The following is a 20,221-nucleotide window of genomic DNA, read 5'->3' on the forward strand; positions in this document are numbered from 1 at the left end:
CCGATTTACTAAATCGGTTTTGCGAGAGGATAATACAACATGAAAAAAATAACGATGTTAGATGTTGCGCAAAAAGCAAATGTATCAAAGAGCACAGTTTCACAGTATATCAATAATCGCTACGAGTATATGGCCGAATCTACTAAAATGCGAATTGAAGAGGCCATCCGTGAGCTGGGATATATCCCAAACTTCGTAGCCAAAAGTTTGAAGCAAAAGAAGTCATCAACCATTGGAGTAATTGTTGCCAATATTCTCCACACTTTTTCGACAGAAATTATCAGGGCCATTGAAGATGTCTGTGAAAAAAATGATTTTCATCTGTTTGTCTGTAATGCTGACGATAATCCGGAAAAAGAACGTGCATACATTGACATGCTCCTGGCGAAACAAGTGGATGGTTTGATTATCTTTCCGACCATCGGAAATGAAGATCAATATAAGCGTCTGAAGGCTTCAAATTTTCCTATCGTTTTTGTAGATAGAAAGCTTGAAGAAGCGATTTATCCAACTTTGCTTTTGGATAACGAGAGAGCTGCCGAAATTGCCGTTCAGGAAATCATCCAAAAAGGCCATAAGAAAATAGGGCTTGTATCCATGACCCTAAGTCAAAAAGTGACACCCCGAATTGAACGGATAAATGGATACAAGAAGACGTTGAGACAAAATGATTTGCCAGTAAAGGATGATTGGATTATTGCGGCAGAAAGAAAAAACATAATCCCTGAATTGGAGAAAGTGTGGCTGAAAGAAGATACACCAGAGGCATTTTTTGCTACAAACGATCTTTCACTTATAGAACTATTAAAATTTTTAAGAAAGAAAAATTTAAAGGTTCCAGAGGATATAAGCGTTATCGCAGTAGATGACTCTGATTTCCTTGAAATCTCGGCAACACCGATAACAGCTATCAAGCAGCCTACTTTTGAAATTGGCAATAATGCCGCTTCAATTTTATTAGATTTAATCAGAAATCCTCAATTGGAAGAAGTATATGAGATTAAAAGATACGCTCCTGCTTTAGTGGAGCGGGAATCTTTATAAGAGTGTTAGGAGAGAAAACAATGTCATCACCATTTAAAGTGTTAACAATCGGAGATGCCATGATTACACTGAACCCGGCAGTAAAAGGACCACTTAGATATGTTACCCAGTTTGAACGCAAGGTTGGCGGTGCAGAACTTAACTTTGCCATTGGATGTGCAAGGCTTGGGTTAGGCAGCAAGTGGATAAGCAGGCTGGGGGATGATGAGTTTGGCAGAGTCATATATAACTTCGCCCGGGGTGAGGGCGTGGATGTATCGGGTGTAGATTTTGTAAGCGGCTGTCCAACATCACTTAACTTTAAGGAAATTAATGAGGATGGATCGGGCAAGACATTCTATTACCGGTATAACTCACCTATTTTAACCTTAACACCGGAAATGATTCAGGAAGAGCTGTTTGAAGAAGTGGATCTAGTCCATCTTACAGGTGTCTTCCTGGCTATCGATCCGAAGAACATCGAAATTGCTGCAAAAGTGATTGAAACTGCAAAGCAAAAGAAGATTCCCATCTCCTTTGATCCAAATATCAGACTAAAGCTTTGGTCAATTGATGAAGCGAGAAAAGCGTATAAAGAAATTCTACCGCATGTTGATATCCTGCTGACGGGATTAGATGAGATCAGGTTAATAAGCGGGATGGAAGAAGAAGATGAACTTGTGCTGTTCGCCAGAGAGTATGGGATCAGAGATTTAGTCATAAAGGATGGCGCTAACGGATCCAAGCTATTCCGGAATGGAGATTGGACACGGGCAGAAAGCTTCCGAGTGACCACAGTTGATACTGTCGGAGCCGGAGATGGTTTCGATGCGGGATACATTTATGGCTGGCTGAACGGCTTCAGCAAGGAAAGGCTGCTGCAATTTGCTAATGGCGTAGGAGCTCTAGTTACAACCGTCTCAGGAGATAATGAAGGTCTTCCTTATCTTTGTGAAGTAAACGCTTTTATCAATAATGACCTTATTATTGAAAGATAAGGAGTGGACAATGGATACCATTCTTACAATTCTCGAAGAAATGAGAGAAGTATGTACACATATCGATAAGAACGAATACGACTCTTTCGCAGCACTTCTAAAGAGTGATGCACGCTTTTTCTTTACTGGTGAAGGCCGTTCAGGCTTAGTGGCAAAGGCGATAGCGATGCGCCTTATGCATAGCGGAAAAACAGTCTATGTTTTGGGAGAAACGACAACACCGGCCATACAGGAGAACGATATTCTAATCGTTTTATCGGGTTCAGCCAAAACAGGACAGACGATAAGTTTTTCTGAAAACGCCTTCAGGACGGGTGCGAAAGTATTTTTAATAACTACGAATAAAGAGGCGATACATCAGCCGTGCTTTACTGGGGGTATGCAGATTCCTGCAGCGACAAAATACCGCCTTTCAGGAGAACCGGATACAATTCAGCCGCTTGGAAATCAGTTTGACCAGGCCGCACATCTTATCTTGGATGCTGCAATTATTGATAGTTTAACAGAAAAAAATTCAAACGAAGAAATGGTCAAGAAACATACCAACCTGGAGTAGGAGGCTCATTATGTCTACGGTGACAATTCATCATGAAGAAGCTAAAAAGCTGGTAGTGCAGAAATTAACAGACGCAGGCTTAATACATGAACATGCAGAAAAAGTTTCAGAAATCCTGATTCATGCGGATTTAAGAAATGTTAACTCTCATGGTGTACTGCGTACTGAACATTATGTGAATCGTCTTAATGCGGGAGGCATTAATCCTAATGCGGAGATTACATTCAATAAGACCGGTCCTGTGACAGGTGTTGTGGATGGGGATGACGGATTTGGACACGTCATTGCTGATGAGGCCATGAATCATGCTATCCAGATGGCAAAGGAAAATGGTGTGGGAATGGTTACAGCCATTAACAGCAGCCATTGCGGGGCATTAAGCTATTTTGTACAAAATGCAGCAGAGGAGAACCTGATTGGGATTGCGATGACCCATACCGATAAAATTGTCGTCCCATTTGGCGGCAAAGATGCTTTCCTCGGAACTAATCCGATTGCCTATGGTGTACCGGCAAAAACACATAAACCATTCATCCTGGATATGGCGACATCGAATGTAGCTCTCGGAAAAATCCTTCAATATAAAGAAGAAGGAAAAGAAATCCCGGAAGGATGGGGAGTGGATGAAAATGGGCAGACCGTAAAAGATCCTTCAAAAGTCGTCTCACTATCTCCATTTGGCGGACCTAAGGGCTATGGACTCTCAATGATTGTCGACATCTTCTCAGGCTTGCTTGCAGGTGCAGCTTTTGGACCTCATGTAGCTAAGATGTATGGTGATCTGGATAAGAAGCGGAAGCTTGGCCATTTTTTCTGTGCGATTAATCCGGGATTCTTCACAGATGCAGAATCATTCCTGCAAAATATGGATCAAATGATGGAAGAAATCCGTCAGGCACCTCCAGCTCCGGGATTTAAAAGTGTTCTTGTGCCAGGTGAAATTGAACAAATGAACGAAGAACAAAACCTTGAAAAAGGGATCACAATTGCTTCAACCGTACATCAGTTTTTAACAAACTAAATCCATTAATAAAGGGGAGAAAAACAATGAAATTAAAGTGGTTATCCGGTGTTTTAGCAGCGACTTTGATGCTTAGTGCCTGCGGTTCAGGCGGTTCTAATGGGGCAAGTGGCGAGAAGAAAGAGGGAGAGGTAATCAAGTGGAAGTTTGGCCACTTGGCAGACGAGAATCACATTTGGCATAAAACAGCTGAGGAATTTGCAGATCTCGTAAATGAAAAAACAGACGGGCAAATTGAGATTCAAATATTCCCGAATAACTCTCTTGGCGGAGAAACAGATACAATCAATGCCATTCAGGCGGGTACAGCAGACATGGTCATTTCAGGTGAAACCATGCAAAACTGGGCACCTAAAGCTGCTTTAATGGCAGTACCTTATGCCTTCCGTGATCTAGATCATGTAAAAACGGTTGTAGAAGGTGAAATCGGTAAAGAAATTGAAAAGGAAATCACTGAAAAAGTTGGTTTGACTCCTTTGTATTATCATACACGTGCTCCACGTAACCTGACTTCAAGTGAGCCAATTGAGTCACCATCTGATCTGAAGGGATTCTCCATGCGTGTGCCAAATGTTCCATTGTTCCTGAAAGTCTGGGAAGCAGCAGGCGCAAAGCCGCAGGTTATGGACTTTAATGAAGTATTTACTGGCCTCCAGCAAGGAGTTATTAAAGGTCAGGAAAACCCTGTGGACTTAATCCAGAGCGGCGGTTTGTATGAGGTTCAAAAGTACGTGAACCGTACAGAGCATGTTTATTCATGGATCTATATTCTAATTGGCAACAAGCAGTTTGAGGCCCTCAATGATGAACAGAAGAAAGCTGTGACAGAAGCAGCTGAAGAAGCACAGGCATTTGGAGAAAAGCTATATGATGAAGAGATTTCAAAGATAGAGTCTGAACTTGAAGGGGAAGGCATGGAGTTTGTTGATGTTGACCAGGATGCCTTCCGTGAAAAAATGCAGCCAGCGATTAAAGACAGCCTTAAGCCAGAACAGTATGAGCTATATGAAAAAATTCTTGAAGTAGAATAATAGTCTTATTGAACAAGTTAAAGGCACCGCTGACTTTTTTGCCAGCAGTGCCTTTAATTAAAGGAAGGAATGAAAAAAATGAAGATTCGAATATGGCTTGACCGAATATTAGCCTTTTTGACTGTTATGAGTTTTTCAGGGGTTATTATCGTTGTTACCATCCAAATCATGTCGCGCTATTTACCATACTCAGCCATTTGGACGGAAGAGCTTACGCGCTATCTGTTTATATACTCCATTTGCTTTGGGGCACCACTGGCTTTACTTCGTGGAGAGTTTATTAATGTGGATCTGATTCTCACAAAAATGTCACATGCTTTTCGCCGGTATTATGAGATAGGAATTTATTTGCTGATTATATTGTTAAGCGGGGTTCTCGTTAAAGAAGGATTGTTCTTTATTCAGCTGGGGAAAACACAGACTTCCGCAACCATGCCATTTCAAATGTCGGCCATTCACGCTGCCATTTTTATCATGAGTTTGTTTTTATTGCTATATTCAATTGTCAAAATCATTAGGCTAGTCCGAAATCAGGAAGACTTTAATTCACAAATGGGTGGTGGGGAACTATGATGGCAGCCATTTTGTTTTTCTCGTTCATAATCCTAATATTCCTGGGCGTGCCAGTCGCATTCAGCCTTGGCCTATCTTCACTTTTTTATTTAATACTGGCTGATATCCCGTTAAGCATCATACCGCAAAAAATGTTTGGAGGATTAAACTCCTTTGTTTTGCTCTGTATACCCGGGTTTATTCTCGCAGGAAACTTAATGAATGCCGGCGGAATTACAGATCGCATTATTCAGTTTGCAAATAATTGCTTCGGCCATATCCGCGGGGGGCTTGGACTGGCAAATGTAGGATCCTCGATGGGATTTGCAGGTATTTCAGGAACAGCTTTGGCAGACACAGCCAGCATAGGAGCTATTCTTATTCCTGCAATGAAAAAGGAAGGATACGGAGCAGGTTTTTCTGCTGCTGTAACGGCATCTTCATCAACCGTTGGACCGATTATTCCTCCGTCTCTTCCGATGATTATCGTCGGGACACTTGCGTCAGTGTCTATTGGCGATCTGTTTTTGGCTGGTGCTCTGCCGGGAATATTACTTGGCCTGGGATTAATGATTCCAACCTATATCATTTCTGTTAAAAGAAATTACCCCAAAGGGGAACGAAAGTCATTAAAGGAAATTTGGAAAAGCTTCACTGGTGCGTTCTGGGCACTGTTTATGACCGTTATTATTATGTATGGAATTCTCGGAGGCTACTTCACACCGACTGAAGCTTCTGTTATTGCAGTATTGTATGCCTTTGTCATTGGAATCTTCGTTTATAAAGAGCTTCCATTTAAAAAAATTCCGGAAATTATGCTCTCATCCATGACAGGTACGGCCTCTATCATGCTTCTCGTAGGATTTGCCAACCTGTTTGGCTGGATTATGGTAAGTGAGCAGATTCCTCAAATGGTTGCAGATGCGATTCTGGGGATTTCATCAAACCCAATTGTCGTTATTTTATTGATTAACTTGCTGCTGTTGTTTGTTGGGACGTTCATGGAGACGATTGCGGCACTAGTCATCCTTTTCCCGGTGTTATTGCCAGTAGCGGCTTCCATTGGCATGGATCCGGTTCAATTTGGTGTCATGATGGTATTGAACCTTGTTATTGGACTTGTAACACCACCGGTTGGTGTATGTTTATTCGTAGCCTCACAAATCGGCAAGATCTCAATCGGGAAAACAGCAAAAGAATTACTGCCATTTTTAGGTGTCAGTCTGGCAGTCTTAATGCTTGTGGCTTTTGTTCCGCAAATCTCGCTGTTTCTTCCAAGTTTATTTGAATAGGGGGCAGTAAAATGAAAGCAGTTCAAATTCCAGGTGCAATGAAAATGGAAGTTATGGATATAAAAGCACCTGTTATAAGCAATCCCGATGAGGTCCTGGTAAAGGTGAAAAGGGTTGGAATTTGCGGATCTGATATGCATATTTACCATGGAACAAATCCGCTGGCCACTTACCCAAGAATTGTGGGTCATGAAGTGGCAGGAGAAGTCGTTGAAGTCGGGTCAAATGTTTCAGGAATTAAACCAGGTGACCATGTTGTAGTAGAGCCAATCCGCTACTGTGGAGAATGCTATGCATGCCGGAAAGGACGCCCTAATGTATGTGAGTCTCTATCTGTTTTTGGTGTTCATGAAGATGGAGGCTTGCGGGAATTATTTGTATTGCCTGAAAAACAGCTCCATGTTGTGGGTTCATCTTTGGAGTGGGATGAAATCGTATTGGCTGAACCCTATACTATTGGAGCTCAGGCAGTGTGGCGCGGGGATGTTGGAGAAGGAGACACTGTATTCATCCAGGGAAGCGGCCCGATAGGTATATGCATTTTAAAAATGGCGAAGTTGCAGGGAGCAAGAGTCATTATCAGTGACCTGAAGCAGGAGCGATTAGCATTTGCAAAAGAAAATGGGGCAGATGAAATCATTAACGCATCGGAAATGTCTGTAGAAGAGCGAGTATTGGAATTGACAGATGGAGAAGGCCCAAATGTTGTGATTGATGCAGTATGTCTGCCTTCTACCTTCGAGCTTAGCGTCAATCTTGTATCTCCGGCAGGAACGGTAGTTGTGCTTGGGTTTGATGAACGGCCATCATCCATTTCGCAGCTCCCAATCACTAAAAAAGAAGTAACCATTGCTGGTTCCAGGCTGCAGACACACCAATTTGAAAAGGTTGTATCTCTGCTCAATGAAGGGAAGCTTCAATCAAACGGATTTATTTCCCACCAATTTTCAATAAGTGAAGTACAGGAAGCATTCCAATATGTGGAGGGCCATCCTGACCATGTTCGAAAAGCAGTTATTGTTTTCGATTAAGGGGAGATTAGATGAACTTAAAATTAGAAAAGCTTAAACAGCTGGTAGATTCGAAAGTGGTTGCAGTCGTACGCGGAAAGACACCTGAGGAAGCGATTGATATTTCTGAGGCAGCCATTGAAGGGGGATTTCGTGCTATTGAGGTGACTTATACTACACCTGAAGCAGAAAAAGTGTTCCAGGCTTTAAGAGGTTCAGACGGTGTAATCGGGGCAGGGACAGTTTTGGATTCGGAAACAGCCCGTCATGCCATTTTAAATGGGGCAGAATTTGTTGTAAGTCCGCATTTTGATAAAAATATAGCACTTCTTTGCAACCGGTACAGCATTCCATATTTACCTGGATGCATGACTATAACTGAAATCATGACAGCGCTCGAATATGGCTGTGACATTGTAAAGCTGTTCCCGGCCAATCGTTTTGATCCATCATTTATCGGTGCAGTCAATGGTCCCCTGCCACAGGTACGCATCATGCCCACTGGCGGGGTGAATTTAGATAATGTCGGTGCGTGGCTTGAAGCCGGTGCTGTTGCAGCTGGTATTGGAAGTGACTTAAACAAGGCGTATAAAGCTGGCGGTAAAGTTTCAGTTCAATCACTTTGTGAAAAATATGTCGAAGCAATTAATGGGGGCGGGGAAAAATGAATATGACCTTTCGATGGTATGGAAGGGATAATGATACCGTAACTCTTGAACAAGTCAAACAGATTCCCAATGTAAAAGGAATTGTGTGGGCCCTTCACAGGAAGCCAGCTGGAGAAGTTTGGGAAACGGATGAGATTAAATCTGAAGTTGAGTATATAGAGTCCTTTGGGTTTCATGCAGATGTGGTGGAAAGTGTTAATATACATGAATCTATTAAGCTGGGAAACAATGAAAGGGGCATATATATAGAGAATTATAAGGAAACTATTCGGAACCTGGGGGGATTCGGGGTTAAGGTTATTTGCTATAACTTCATGCCTGTCTTTGATTGGACACGGACTGACCTATACCGCGCACTTCCAGATGGCTCAACGGCCTTATTTTATGAAAAGAACAAAGTGGAAAACCTCGATCCGCAGGATTTAATCAAAACGGTTTCCGATGCTTCTGATTTGACTCTGCCTGGCTGGGAGCCAGAGAGAATGTCCCGGATTAAAGAGTTATTTGCAGCATATCAGGATATAAGTGCAGAGGACTTATGGGACAATCTGCGTTATTTCCTGCAGGAGATACTTCCAGTTGCAGAAGAAGCGGGCATCAAGATGGCTATCCACCCGGACGATCCGCCCTGGTCCATTTTTGGCTTGCCGCGAATCATGACGGGAGAAGATAGTCTGCATAAGCTCCTTTCTATCTCTGATTCCCCTTCCAACGGCATTACTTTTTGCACGGGATCGCTGGGAGCCAATCCGCAAAATGATATGGTTAAACTCGCAGCAAAATTTGCTCAAAGGTCCCCATTTGCACATATTCGAAACGTAAAGATATTCAACAATGGTGATTTTGTTGAAACTTCTCATTTAACAGCAGATGGTTCAATCAATATAAAAGGAGTGGTCAAGGAATTATCCGAGATTCAATATGAGGGTTACGTGCGTCCTGACCACGGGAGACATCTTTGGGGTGAAGAATGCAGGCCGGGATACGGATTATATGACCGGGCTCTTGGGATCATGTATCTTCACGGATTATGGGATGCCTATCAATCTGTTAAACAAGGAGAATGCTAATGTTTCCAATACATGAAAACTTAAATGGAAAAACAGCTGTGATTACAGGTGGAAGCGGTGTGCTTTGTTCGGAAATGGCGAGAGAGCTCGCAAGACATGGAGTGAACGTGGCCATTCTTAATCGTACGGCAGAAAAGGGAGCAGCAGTATCAGCTGAAATTGAAAAGGCTGGCGGAACAGCATTTGCGGTTGCGGCAGATGTCCTGGATCGCGAATCCCTGGAAAAAGCAAGGGAAGAAGTAATCCGTCATTTTGGGCGTGTGGATATATTAATTAATGGCGCAGGCGGTAATCACCCCGATGCTATTACTTCTGAAGAAACCTATAATGTGGAATCTTCCTCTGAAAAGTCCTTCTTTGATATGGATGAGAAAGGATTCTCCCAAGTATTTGCCAGCAACTTTACAGGGACTTTTTTAGCCAGCCAGGTGTTTGGAGTAGAACTGCTAAAGCAGAAGTCACCCATCATTATTAATATCTCATCAATGAGTTCCTACTCCCCGATGACCAAAGTGCCAGCCTATAGTGCAGCCAAATCAGCCATTAATAATTTTACCATGTGGATGGCTGTACATTTTGCAGAAACAGGCTTGCGGGTAAATGCTATAGCACCAGGATTTTTCCTGACAAATCAAAACCGTAATTTATTATTGAATGAGGATGGTTCTTATACGGCCAGATCAGAAAAAATTATTGCTCACACACCAATGAAAAGATTTGGCCAGCCAAAAGATTTGCTTGGTGTGCTGCTGTGGCTAGCTGATGAAGAATATTCCGGTTTTGTAACAGGTATTACGGTACCTGTTGACGGTGGATTTATGGCATACTCAGGAGTTTAAACAGGGAAAAAGGGCCACAGGAATCAGTCCTGTGGCTGCTTTCTTATAAAAAGCAATTCTAAAAAGTAAGGAGAATAGAAGTGAAAATTCAGCTTGCACTTGACCGCCTAACTGAACAGGAATGTTTCCGCATTGCAGATGAAACTAGTGAAAATATTGATTGGATTGAGATTGGGACAGGCGTAATTAAGGAATATGGCATGAAGATCGTTCGGGAAATGAAGGCTGCATACCCAGAAAAAACAATTGTAGCGGATATGAAAACGTGTGACGCAGGAAATCATGAAGCAGAACAGGCCTTTAAAGCAGGAGCGGACGTTATGACCGTAATGGGCTTTTCGCCTAACAGCACGATAAAACAGGCATTAGAAATTGCAAATGCCGAAAGTAAAAAAATTATGATTGATTTGCTGGGAATTCAGGACGCAGAAAGAGTTAAGAACCTATATGAATTGGGGGCTGACTTATTTTGTCTCCATATAGGAAAGGACATGCAGAATGAGGGTTCTATAGCGCATCCTGCTCTATTCAGCTTATTAGAAGGGTTAAATGATATCGAAGTCGCCATTGCAGGCGGGATTTCAGAAAGGACAGCTGGAGAATTGATGGACAGTATGGTCGATGTAGTCATTGTTGGAAGTGCAATCACCGGCAATAAAAGACCAAAAGAAGCCAGCTCAGCAATAAGAAACAAGCTGAAAAAATGACAGCAGCCCCCGGGTTTGGGGGCAATTCTGCTCATCTATTATTCAAACTCCGCTAAAATCTCATCAATCGTAAACTTAATTCCATAATAAACAAATAAAGTAGCCATGGAGGCTGGATAGCCGAAGCGATTGCCCTCTTCGTCAGGCAGAAGGCCTTTCGCAAGCTTTAAATCTATATGAACATCGGCAAATTCAGCCAGGCTGCCCGTGCTCTCAGTCCTTAAGGTGCTTACTGCCACAAAAGGGATCCCTTTTTCAGACAAGGATATTGCCAGAGCGGCTGCCTCTTCGTCATCTGAATATCTTGAAAAGATGATGACCCGGTCTGTTTCAGAGACTTCGGAATCCTTCTCCAAAATCGCAGCATCTCGGAGAGGCTCCTGGCCTTGAACGGCTTCATAGCCGATCGCACTCATTTCTTTTGTTCCGTAAATATATATCTTCCCATCACCGGCAGCAGCCTGTGCCAAAAGGCGGGCACTGTCCTCAATGGAAAATTCTTCCTTTTCCTGAAGTCTTTTAAATAAGCCTGTCAGCTGGGTGGAAAACATCTTCAGCAAATCGGTTCACTCCTTCATCTCTTCCTGCGGTTCTATTATAGAGAATAGGGAAGGAAAGGTAAAATAATCATAGGTAATTGTTAAAATAAGAAGGAATAATCATGTTTCACAGAGAAATTAGCTTAAGGAGAATGTATAGTTAAGTGACCTGCAGTCATAATTCAGTATGGTTTTAAACCTAAGGCTTTCAATACGACAGGAAGAGGTGGCTTGATGAAAGGGAAAATTTTAATCGTAGATGATCAGTTCGGAATCCGCATTTTACTTAATGAGGTACTGCAGAAAGAAGGGTATGACACATACCAGGCTGCCAATGGAGTCCAGGCTCTCGACATTGTTTCCAAGCATTCGCCTGATCTTGTTCTTCTTGATATGAAAATACCGGGAATGGACGGGATTGAAATTTTAAAAAGAATGAGAGTAGTGGATAAAGATATCCGAGTTATTATCATGACGGCTTACGGTGAACTCGATATGATTCAGGAAGCAAAGGATCTGGGTGCTCTTACTCACTTTGCAAAGCCATTCGATATCGATGACATCAGGGCGGCAGTTAAGAAATATTTGCTTGTCCCTAACTCAAAATAAGCCTAAAATTACCCATTTTTAACCTGAAATTCCATCCCAATGAAAATGATAGCGTTTGCTTTATGACAATCGATAAAAACGTGCAGGAATAATGGCTTTTCTAAATCCTTTTTGGTATGATAACAGATGAATTCCAAAGGATCGTCTCTGTTTAGCGGACTATTATAAGGGTACATATTCGATAGTGTTAAGGGGAAAACTTTAACAGTATTTAGTCTGTTGAGCTTAAACGATTATCAATAAGGAGGAAGAAAAATGCCTTTAGTTTCTATGACTGAAATGCTTAATAAAGCAAAATCAGAAGGCTATGCAGTAGGTCAATTTAACTTAAACAACCTTGAGTTCACTCAAGCGATCCTGCAGGCGGCAGAAGAAGAAAAATCACCGGTAATCCTTGGTGTTTCCGAAGGTGCTGCGCGCTACATGGGCGGTTTTAAAACGGTTGTAAAAATGGTTGAAGGACTGCTTGAAGATTACAAGATTACCGTTCCAGTGGCTATCCACTTAGACCACGGTTCAAGTTTTGATAAATGTAAAGAAGCAATCGATGCTGGATTCACATCTGTTATGATTGATGCTTCCCATGATCCGTTCGAACAAAACGTAGAGACTACTTCAAAAGTAGTTGAGTACGCACATTCAAAAGGCGTTTCAGTTGAAGCAGAGTTAGGAACTGTCGGCGGTCAGGAAGACGATGTTGTGGCTGATGGCGTTATTTATGCTGATGCAAAAGAATGTGAAGAGCTGGTTAAGCGTACAGGCATCGACTGCCTTGCTCCGGCACTTGGTTCTGTTCACGGACCATACAAAGGTGAGCCTAACCTTGGCTTCGCTGAAATGGAAGAGATCGGAAACCTTACAGGTGTTCCTTTAGTTCTTCATGGAGGAACTGGAATCCCGACAAAAGATATTCAAAAAGCAGTATCTTTAGGTACTGCTAAAATCAATGTAAACACTGAGAACCAAATTGCTTCAGCAAAACGCGTTCGCGAAGTATTGGCAGCAGATACAGAAGTATACGATCCTCGCAAATACTTAGGACCTGCACGTGAAGCGATTAAAGAAACTGTAATCGGCAAAATGCGCGAATTCGGTTCTTCAAACAAAGCCTAATAAAATAACTGCACGAGAAACCGCTTCTAGATATAGGGGCGGTTTGCCTTATTTATAGACCTGGCCCAAATGTAAGGCTTTACAGAATCACAGCTTTATTTGATAATACATAGATATTAGAATATTTAATAAGGTGGGATTTTTTATGAAGTTTTTCATCGATACAGCGAACATGGAAGAAATTAAAGAAGCATACGCCCTTGGGGTTGTTGCCGGAGTAACCACTAACCCTTCATTGGTGGCAAAGGAAAAGAATGTATCCTTCCCTGACCGTCTTCGTGAAATCACGGAATTGGTGCCAGGCTCAGTTAGCGCTGAAGTCATCGCTCTTGATGCTGAAGGCATGATTAAAGAAGGAAGAGAGCTTGCAGCGATTGCACCGAACATTACCATCAAGGTGCCAATGACACCGGATGGCCTGAAAGCAGTAAGCGTTTTTTCAAAAGAAGGCATTAAAACCAATGTAACACTGATCTTCAGTGCAAACCAGGCTCTTCTTGCTGCAAGAGCAGGTGCTTCATACGTTTCTCCATTCCTTGGACGTTTGGACGATATTGGCCACAACGGTCTTGATCTGATCTCCACAATCGCAGAAATCTTCGCGATTCATGACATTGATGCAGAAATTATCGCTGCTTCCATCAGACATCCGCAGCACGTGACGGATGCAGCATTAAGAGGAGCTCATATTGCGACAGTTCCTTATAAAGTCATCCAGCAATTATTCAACCATCCTCTGACAGATAAGGGAATCGAAGCGTTCCTTGCAGATTGGAACTCAAGAGGATAATGTGAAATTTCAATCAGCGGGAGTGTTTTTCTCCCTGCTGATTGTTAGTTGAGGCCTACAGGAAGTGGGTCACAAAGACGCTGCCGCAGGATGTGGCGTTATTATAGTCTTTGTTCTTCTTTTCGGGCCTTTACGGGCAGTTGAACCCCCATTTATATTCCTTTGATTTCTCGGAGTTATGATGGGGTCTTACTGACCTTTAGACTGCGATAAGCTTTCTTCGGAAATTCTAGAAAACTGGCTTTTTTATACTTTAGAGCAGTCCAGTGCAGGCGTCTGCCCCCTCCAGGTTCAGGGGGCGGGCAAGACGCCCTGCGCTTTTATTCAGCTAAGCCAGCCCCAATCCTTGTCCCCGGCCTTTTTTTCTTAATTTTAACTTTTTTTGAATTCAATACATGAGATTTGATTTTTCGTGTAAACTATAGGATAAAGATAATGTCGGAATCTGCAAAAAAAGAATGGAAAATTGTTCCTTTTGCAACTTACAATGTTGAAAAATGCAGATACATGATAATATGAAAGTGCATATTTTCCCAAAGACTGTTTTTCCGATATTAAATAAGATAAGCCTTTTGGGTTTCTTATAGAAGCTAGGGCTATTTCCTGCCAAAGTTGGTTAGAAAAGTAGTGTGTAGCTTTTGCTGTAAGGGCTATCAATTTTTTAAATATTGAAGTCAAATTCCAGCTTATGTGTTTAACAACGGCTAAGAAGGGAGTTACAAATGGAAAAGCTAATGATTGCAGGTGGATATCCTTTAAAAGGAACTGTCCGGATCAGCGGAGCGAAGAATAGTGCTGTTGCACTGATTCCAGCTACCATTTTAGCGGAGTCTCCTGTAACAATTGAAGGTTTGCCGGATATTTCAGATGTTCAAATTCTAAAAGATTTGCTTGAAGAAATAGGGGGCACTGTCGAATTCTCTGAAAATGATATGACAGTCGATCCCTCTTCCATGATTTCCATGCCTTTGCCGAACGGAAAAGTGAAAAAATTACGCGCATCCTATTATTTAATGGGAGCGATGCTCGGACGATTTAAAAAAGCGGTTATTGGACTTCCTGGAGGCTGTCACTTAGGACCAAGGCCGATCGACCAGCATATAAAAGGGTTTGAAGCTCTTGGCGCACGTGTGACCAATGAGCAGGGAGCCATCTACCTTCGTGCAGATGAATTGCGGGGAGCCCGTATTTATCTCGATGTTGTCAGTGTTGGAGCAACCATCAATATCATGCTTGCGGCTGTCAGAGCAAAAGGAAGAACCATTATCGAAAATGCAGCTAAAGAGCCTGAGATCATTGATGTTGCTACTCTTTTGACCAATATGGGCGCGAAAATCAAGGGAGCCGGTACAGATGTGATCCGCATTGATGGAGTGGACCATCTGCATGGCTGCCAGCATACGATCATACCGGACCGGATTGAAGCGGGTACCTATATGATCGTTGGCGCAGCGGCAGGAGAAGGCGTGCTGATCGACAATGTCATCCCGCATCATCTTGAGTCCTTAATTGCAAAGCTTCGCGAAATGGGAGTTCAGATTGAAACAAATGACGATCAGATATTCGTCGGACCTGCTGAGAAAATGAAAGCAGTGGATATCAAAACACTTGTATATCCGGGCTTCCCTACAGACCTGCAGCAGCCGCTGACTTCTTTGTTAACAGGTGCGGAAGGGACAAGCATGGTAACGGATACTATTTATAGTGCCCGTTTCAAGCATATTGATGAGCTCCGCAGAATGAATGCCAACATTAAAGTGGAAGGGCGCTCTGCCATCATCAATGGGCCTTTACAGCTTCAGGGTGCTAAAGTTAAGGCGAGTGATTTGCGCGCTGGTGCAGCACTGGTCATAGCCGGCCTAATGGCGGAGGGAGTTACCGAAGTTACAGGCTTAGAGCATATCGACAGAGGCTACAGCCACCTGGTTGATAAGCTGAATGGACTTGGAGCCACGATTTGGCGCGAAGAAATGAGCAAAGAAGAAATGGAACAAATGAAAAACGCATAACGAATGTATGAAAGCTGACTGAAATTTTTAGTAAGCTCAGCAGACAAATATAAATATAAGGCGGGCTATTGCGGTATCGGGGGTAAAGAACCGGTCCGCATTTGCCATGCTGCTCAGCCTTAGAATCCGGGGAGGAAAAATCGATGGAAAGAAGTTTGTCAATGGAATTAGTTCGCGTAACGGAAGGTGCCGCTTTAGCATCAGCACGATGGATGGGGCGCGGATTAAAAGATGAAGCGGATGATGCTGCTACTTCTGCAATGAGAGATGTATTCGACACAGTGCCAATGAAGGGAACTGTCGTAATCGGGGAAGGCGAAATGGATGAAGCGCCAATGCTTTATATCGGCGAAAAGCTTGGGACAGGCTATGGTCCGCGTGTGGATGTCGCTGTTGATCCGCTTGAAGGCACTAACATCGTAGCATCCGGCGGCTGGAATGCATTAGCTGTTCTTGCGGTAGCTGACCACGGAAATCTTCTGCACGCTCCGGATATGTACATGGATAAAATTGCAGTCGGTCCTGAAGCGGTTGGACAAATTGATATTAACGCTTCTATTCTGGATAATTTGAAAGCGGTAGCAAAAGCCAAAAACAAGGATATTCAGGATGTTGTGGCGACAGTGCTTAACCGGGAGCGCCATGAACACATCATCACCCAGCTTCGTGATGCAGGTGCCAGAATCAAATTAATCAATGATGGAGACGTGGCCGGTGCCATTAATACTGCCTTCGATGAAACGGGTGTCGATATTCTGTTCGGATCCGGCGGAGCACCAGAAGGCGTTCTGGCAGCTGTTGCCCTAAAATGCCTTGGCGGAGAAATTCAGGGGAAACTTCTTCCGCAAAATGACGCAGAGGCTGAGCGCTGCTTAAAAATGGGTCTTGATATTAACAAAGTCCTTCTGATGGAAGACCTGGTAAAAGGCGATGACGCGATTTTTGCTGCAACAGGCGTAACAGATGGAGAGCTTTTAAAGGGCGTACAATTTAAAGGCTCTTATGGTTCAACCCATTCTATCGTTATGCGTGCAAAATCAGGAACGGTCCGCTTTGTTGAAGGCCGTCACAGCTTGAAGAAAAAGCCTAATCTTGTTATTAAATAAATTTAACTGACAATCAGTGGGGAGGAAAGCACTCCCCGCTGATTGAGGTTTTACTTAATATAAACAGATAGAAAATGACTGCTGGCCACCGGTGCCAGCCTGCTCATTTTCATTTTCCTTCCCGCCATAATTTCCATCTAAAATTTTGTTATTGATTAATTTTCATATAAAGGGGTAAAATAGAGATTGTTTTTCATGGAATAGGATACCTCGAATTATTTAACGAAAACGGACAGCAAACCGTTCCATTCCTCGAAATATTTAATTAATAACACAATGATAGAATCTTCAGCTATTTTCAATGCCTCAAAGTATCTTTCCCTTTCCTTTCATATAAAGTCCAATAATTTGAACAGCTGCATATGGAGGAAATGATTGAAAATTTCAAAAGTGTGGTGTAAAAATGGGTTTAAACATTTCAAGTTTAGAAAATATGAAGCTTAAAGAGCTTTATGAACTTGCCCGTGAATATAAAGTTTCTTATTACAGCAAGTTATCGAAAAAAGAATTAATTTTTGCCATCCTGAAAGCAAGAGCAGAACAGGAAGGCTACTTCTTCATGGAAGGTGTCCTGGAGATCATTCAGTCAGAGGGATTCGGCTTCCTTCGTCCGATCAATTATTCACCAAGCTCTGAGGATATTTATATTTCCGCTTCCCAGATCCGCCGTTTCGATTTGAGAAATGGAGATAAGGTTTCAGGAAAAGTCCGTCCTCCAAAGGAAAATGAGCGTTATTTCGGCCTTCTGCAGGTTGAAGCCGTGAATGGCGATGATCCTGAATCAGCAAAAGAGCGCGTTCATTTCCCTGGTCTGACACCACTTTATCCAAACCGCCATATGAAATTGGAAACAGGTACAAGACAATTGTCTACAAGAATTATGGACCTTCTTGCACCGGTTGGATTCGGACAGCGTGGTCTGATTGTCGCGCCTCCAAAAGCAGGTAAGACTATGCTATTAAAAGAAATTGCCAATAGTATTACAACCAACCACCCGGAAGCGGAACTGATCGTCCTATTGATTGATGAGCGCCCGGAAGAGGTAACAGACATTGAGCGTTCCGTTGCAGGCGATGTGGTCAGCTCAACATTTGATGAAGTGCCGGAAAACCACATTAAAGTGGCCGAGCTCGTTCTTGAACGTGCTATGCGTCTCGTAGAGCATAAGCGTGATGTTGTCATTTTAATGGACAGCATTACAAGACTGGCCAGGGCTTATAACCTGGTTATTCCTCCAAGCGGAAGAACCCTTTCCGGCGGTATTGACCCGGCAGCATTCCACCGTCCAAAGCGTTTCTTCGGTGCAGCCCGAAACATTGAAGAAGGCGGAAGCTTAACGATTCTGGCAACTGCACTCGTTGACACAGGGTCACGAATGGATGATGTTATTTACGAAGAATTCAAGGGTACAGGTAACATGGAACTGCACCTGGATCGTTCACTGGCTGAAAGAAGAATCTTCCCGGCCATCGACATCCGCCGCTCAGGAACACGTAAAGAAGAACTTCTTATTCAGAAGGATCACCTGGACAAGCTGTGGGCAATCCGCAAGTCCATGTCCGATTCACCGGACTTTGCCGAAAAACTGCTTCGCAAGCTGAGACAGACAAAATCGAACGAGGAATTCTTCGCAAATTTAGCAGAAGAGATGAAGGCTAAGCGCTCTTAAATAGGTTGTGGGTTTTCGGTATTGCTGACTTAGGTAGAGAGAGGCTCCTTCCAGTCCGCAGCGAAAATTATCGGACACATTAAGAGGCAAAAACATTACCCTGGAAATTCCAGGATGAAGGATTCGCTGGTTGCAAAAAACATATGGACTTGTTATAATGATGACAGTGTGTTTTTGAAGTTTACGGCAATTCATGATTGCCCGTAATATATAACTCTGTTTCGAATGATTCAGGGCGGAAGGAGATGAAAAGAATGAAATCAGGAATTCATCCTAACTATAAAAAAGCAATGGTGAAATGTGCTTGCGGTAACGAGTTCGAAACCGGTTCTGTTCAAGAAGAGATCCGCGTTGAAACTTGCTCTGAGTGCCATCCATTCTATACTGGACGTCAAAAATTCGCTGAAGCCGGCGGACGTGTTGACCGTTTCAATAAGAAATACGGCATTAAGTCAGAACAAAAATAATAAACAACAAAAACAGGCAAGTTAACTTTCTTGCCTGTTTTTTATTGCAAAATAACCCTGAAGAACTGTTTTGAGTGGCATTTTAGTATTGAAAAAAGAGCGAGTAGAAATAAATTAACAGCTCGACCTTTTCTTCATAAAATAATAATAACAAGCCATTCTATTAGTTAGAACGAGGAAGGAGAGGCCGTTCATGTACGTTATGAATCATCACGGATGGGTGGAAGTCATTTGCGGCAGCATGTTCTCCGGCAAATCAGAAGAATTGATTCGCCGTGTGCGCAGAGCTCAGTTCGCCAAACAGCAAATCGCTGTATTTAAACCGCAGATTGATAACCGTTATAGTGATGAAGCTGTCGTTTCCCATAATGGAACTTCGGTCATAGCTAAACCCCTGACCCAGTCTACCGATATATTTAAATACATTACACCTGAAACTGATTTGATTGCGATCGATGAAGTGCAATTCTTTGATGATGAAATTGTCAAAGTCATTCAGCACCTGGCTGACAGCGGACATCGTGTAATTGCAGCCGGACTTGACCAGGACTTCCGCGGGGAGCCGTTTGGCCAAATGCCTGCCATCATGGCGATCGCAGAATTGGTAACAAAGCTTCAAGCCGTCTGTGCCGTTTGCGGATCACCTGCAAGCCGCACGCAGCGCCTGATCAATGGAAATCCAGCTTCATATGATGACCCGGTTATTTTAGTTGGCGCCTCAGAAGCATATGAACCGCGCTGCCGTCATCACCACGAAGTGCCCAAGTCACCCAATGTGTTAGAAAAACAGAAGACAACCGAGTTTTTATCATAAATTCATACTTAACGATCTCTCTGCCCTGGCATGTTCCGGGCAGTTTTTTTGTTTTGTTTAGGTGAAAACCGAAGTCGGCGAAAATTCAGGAGTCACCTGGGCCAACTTCGGACACAAAAAGCAAAAAAGCGGTAGTCAGAGTCCGAACCTGAATTAACTTCGGACAGAAAAAGGGAAAGGCGGTAGTTAGAGTCAGAACTTGGAACAACTTCGGACACAAAAAGGGGAAAAAGCGGTAGTCAGAGTCAGAACCTGGGTCAACTTCGGACACAAAAAGGGGAAAAAGCGGTAGTCAGAGTCAGAACCTGGGTCAACTTCGGACACAAAAAGCAAAAAAG

General features: G+C 43.0%; 21 protein-coding genes. 20 read left to right on the forward strand and 1 reads right to left on the reverse strand.

Going from position 1 to position 20,221, the window contains the following annotated elements:
• The first annotated feature begins 39 nt into the window (after positions 1-39).
• The 12 genes from NSQ49_RS13695 (at position 40) to hxlA (ending at position 10,767) form a co-directional block, all read left to right on the forward strand.
• Positions 40-1,044, forward strand: a complete 1,005-nt coding sequence (locus tag NSQ49_RS13695) for a LacI family DNA-binding transcriptional regulator (protein ID WP_251284792.1) — start codon at positions 40-42, stop codon at positions 1,042-1,044.
• Positions 1,045-1,064: 20 nt separating this feature from the next.
• Positions 1,065-2,021, forward strand: coding sequence for a sugar kinase (locus NSQ49_RS13700; RefSeq protein ID WP_251284791.1), 957 nt, complete (start codon positions 1,065-1,067; stop codon positions 2,019-2,021).
• A 10-nt stretch (positions 2,022-2,031) separates the two neighbouring features.
• Positions 2,032-2,577 (forward strand): 6-phospho-3-hexuloisomerase, encoded by a 546-nt coding sequence (hxlB, locus tag NSQ49_RS13705; protein WP_251284790.1) that lies wholly within the window; start codon positions 2,032-2,034, stop codon positions 2,575-2,577.
• Positions 2,578-2,587: 10 nt separating this feature from the next.
• On the forward strand, positions 2,588-3,598 hold the full coding sequence (gene allD / locus NSQ49_RS13710) for an ureidoglycolate dehydrogenase (protein WP_251284789.1): 1,011 nt from the start codon (positions 2,588-2,590) through the stop codon (positions 3,596-3,598).
• Positions 3,599-3,624: 26 nt separating this feature from the next.
• Positions 3,625-4,629, forward strand: a complete 1,005-nt coding sequence (locus tag NSQ49_RS13715; protein ID WP_251284788.1) for a TRAP transporter substrate-binding protein — start codon at positions 3,625-3,627, stop codon at positions 4,627-4,629.
• Positions 4,630-4,707: 78 nt separating this feature from the next.
• The gene (locus NSQ49_RS13720; protein WP_251284787.1) at positions 4,708-5,202 is read left to right on the forward strand and encodes a TRAP transporter small permease; all 495 of its coding nucleotides are present in this window, start codon (positions 4,708-4,710) and stop codon (positions 5,200-5,202) included.
• Entirely contained in the window at positions 5,199-6,473 is a 1,275-nt protein-coding gene (locus NSQ49_RS13725) for a TRAP transporter large permease (RefSeq protein WP_251284786.1), read from the forward strand. Before NSQ49_RS13720 ends, NSQ49_RS13725 begins: the two co-directional genes overlap by 4 nt.
• 11 nt (positions 6,474-6,484) lie before the next feature.
• Entirely contained in the window at positions 6,485-7,504 is a 1,020-nt protein-coding gene (locus NSQ49_RS13730) for a zinc-binding alcohol dehydrogenase family protein (protein WP_251284785.1), read from the forward strand.
• Positions 7,505-7,515: 11 nt separating this feature from the next.
• Complete coding sequence (locus NSQ49_RS13735; protein ID WP_251284784.1) at positions 7,516-8,151, forward strand: bifunctional 2-keto-4-hydroxyglutarate aldolase/2-keto-3-deoxy-6-phosphogluconate aldolase; 636 nt, start codon at positions 7,516-7,518, stop codon at positions 8,149-8,151.
• Positions 8,148-9,221, forward strand: a complete 1,074-nt coding sequence (uxuA, locus tag NSQ49_RS13740) for a mannonate dehydratase (protein WP_251284783.1) — start codon at positions 8,148-8,150, stop codon at positions 9,219-9,221. The genes NSQ49_RS13735 and uxuA overlap by 4 nt, the downstream gene beginning before the upstream one ends.
• Positions 9,221-10,060: an SDR family oxidoreductase gene (locus NSQ49_RS13745; protein ID WP_251284782.1), complete on the forward strand. Its 840-nt coding sequence runs from the start codon at positions 9,221-9,223 to the stop codon at positions 10,058-10,060. Before uxuA ends, NSQ49_RS13745 begins: the two co-directional genes overlap by 1 nt.
• 80 nt (positions 10,061-10,140) lie before the next feature.
• Positions 10,141-10,767: a 3-hexulose-6-phosphate synthase gene (hxlA, locus tag NSQ49_RS13750; RefSeq protein ID WP_251284781.1), complete on the forward strand. Its 627-nt coding sequence runs from the start codon at positions 10,141-10,143 to the stop codon at positions 10,765-10,767.
• A gap of 38 nt (positions 10,768-10,805) precedes the next feature.
• Here hxlA and NSQ49_RS13755 read toward each other — a convergent pair whose 3' ends face one another.
• Positions 10,806-11,327, reverse strand: coding sequence for a DUF2529 domain-containing protein (locus NSQ49_RS13755; protein ID WP_251284780.1), 522 nt, complete (start codon positions 11,325-11,327; stop codon positions 10,806-10,808).
• Between the two features lie 210 nt (positions 11,328-11,537).
• On the opposite strand from NSQ49_RS13755, the gene NSQ49_RS13760 reads away from it, so the two are divergent.
• The 8 genes from NSQ49_RS13760 (at position 11,538) to NSQ49_RS13795 (ending at position 19,883) form a co-directional block, all read left to right on the forward strand.
• Positions 11,538-11,915 carry a response regulator gene (locus tag NSQ49_RS13760; protein WP_201306510.1) on the forward strand — a complete coding sequence of 126 codons (378 nt, stop codon included), beginning with the start codon at positions 11,538-11,540 and terminating at the stop codon, positions 11,913-11,915.
• Positions 11,916-12,170: 255 nt separating this feature from the next.
• Entirely contained in the window at positions 12,171-13,028 is an 858-nt protein-coding gene (locus NSQ49_RS13765; RefSeq protein WP_159863478.1) for a class II fructose-bisphosphate aldolase, read from the forward strand.
• Between the two features lie 145 nt (positions 13,029-13,173).
• Positions 13,174-13,818 carry a fructose-6-phosphate aldolase gene (fsa, locus tag NSQ49_RS13770; RefSeq protein WP_159863477.1) on the forward strand — a complete coding sequence of 215 codons (645 nt, stop codon included), beginning with the start codon at positions 13,174-13,176 and terminating at the stop codon, positions 13,816-13,818.
• Positions 13,819-14,540: 722 nt separating this feature from the next.
• Complete coding sequence (locus NSQ49_RS13775) at positions 14,541-15,827, forward strand: UDP-N-acetylglucosamine 1-carboxyvinyltransferase (protein WP_251284779.1); 1,287 nt, start codon at positions 14,541-14,543, stop codon at positions 15,825-15,827.
• Positions 15,828-15,970: 143 nt separating this feature from the next.
• Positions 15,971-16,933 (forward strand): class II fructose-bisphosphatase, encoded by a 963-nt coding sequence (gene glpX / locus NSQ49_RS13780; RefSeq protein ID WP_159863475.1) that lies wholly within the window; start codon positions 15,971-15,973, stop codon positions 16,931-16,933.
• A 403-nt stretch (positions 16,934-17,336) separates the two neighbouring features.
• A complete protein-coding gene (gene rho, locus NSQ49_RS13785) occupies positions 17,337-18,602 on the forward strand; it encodes a transcription termination factor Rho (protein WP_009332281.1) in 1,266 nt (421 codons plus the stop codon).
• Positions 18,603-18,856: 254 nt separating this feature from the next.
• Entirely contained in the window at positions 18,857-19,069 is a 213-nt protein-coding gene (rpmE, locus tag NSQ49_RS13790; protein WP_009332279.1) for a 50S ribosomal protein L31, read from the forward strand.
• 193 nt (positions 19,070-19,262) lie between these two features.
• Positions 19,263-19,883, forward strand: coding sequence for a thymidine kinase (locus NSQ49_RS13795; protein WP_035327985.1), 621 nt, complete (start codon positions 19,263-19,265; stop codon positions 19,881-19,883).
• The last annotated feature ends 338 nt before the right edge of the window (positions 19,884-20,221 follow it).

The sequence above is a fragment of the Cytobacillus sp. FSL R5-0377 genome, assembly GCF_038004385.1.
GTDB lineage: Bacteria > Bacillota > Bacilli > Bacillales > Cytobacillaceae > Cytobacillus.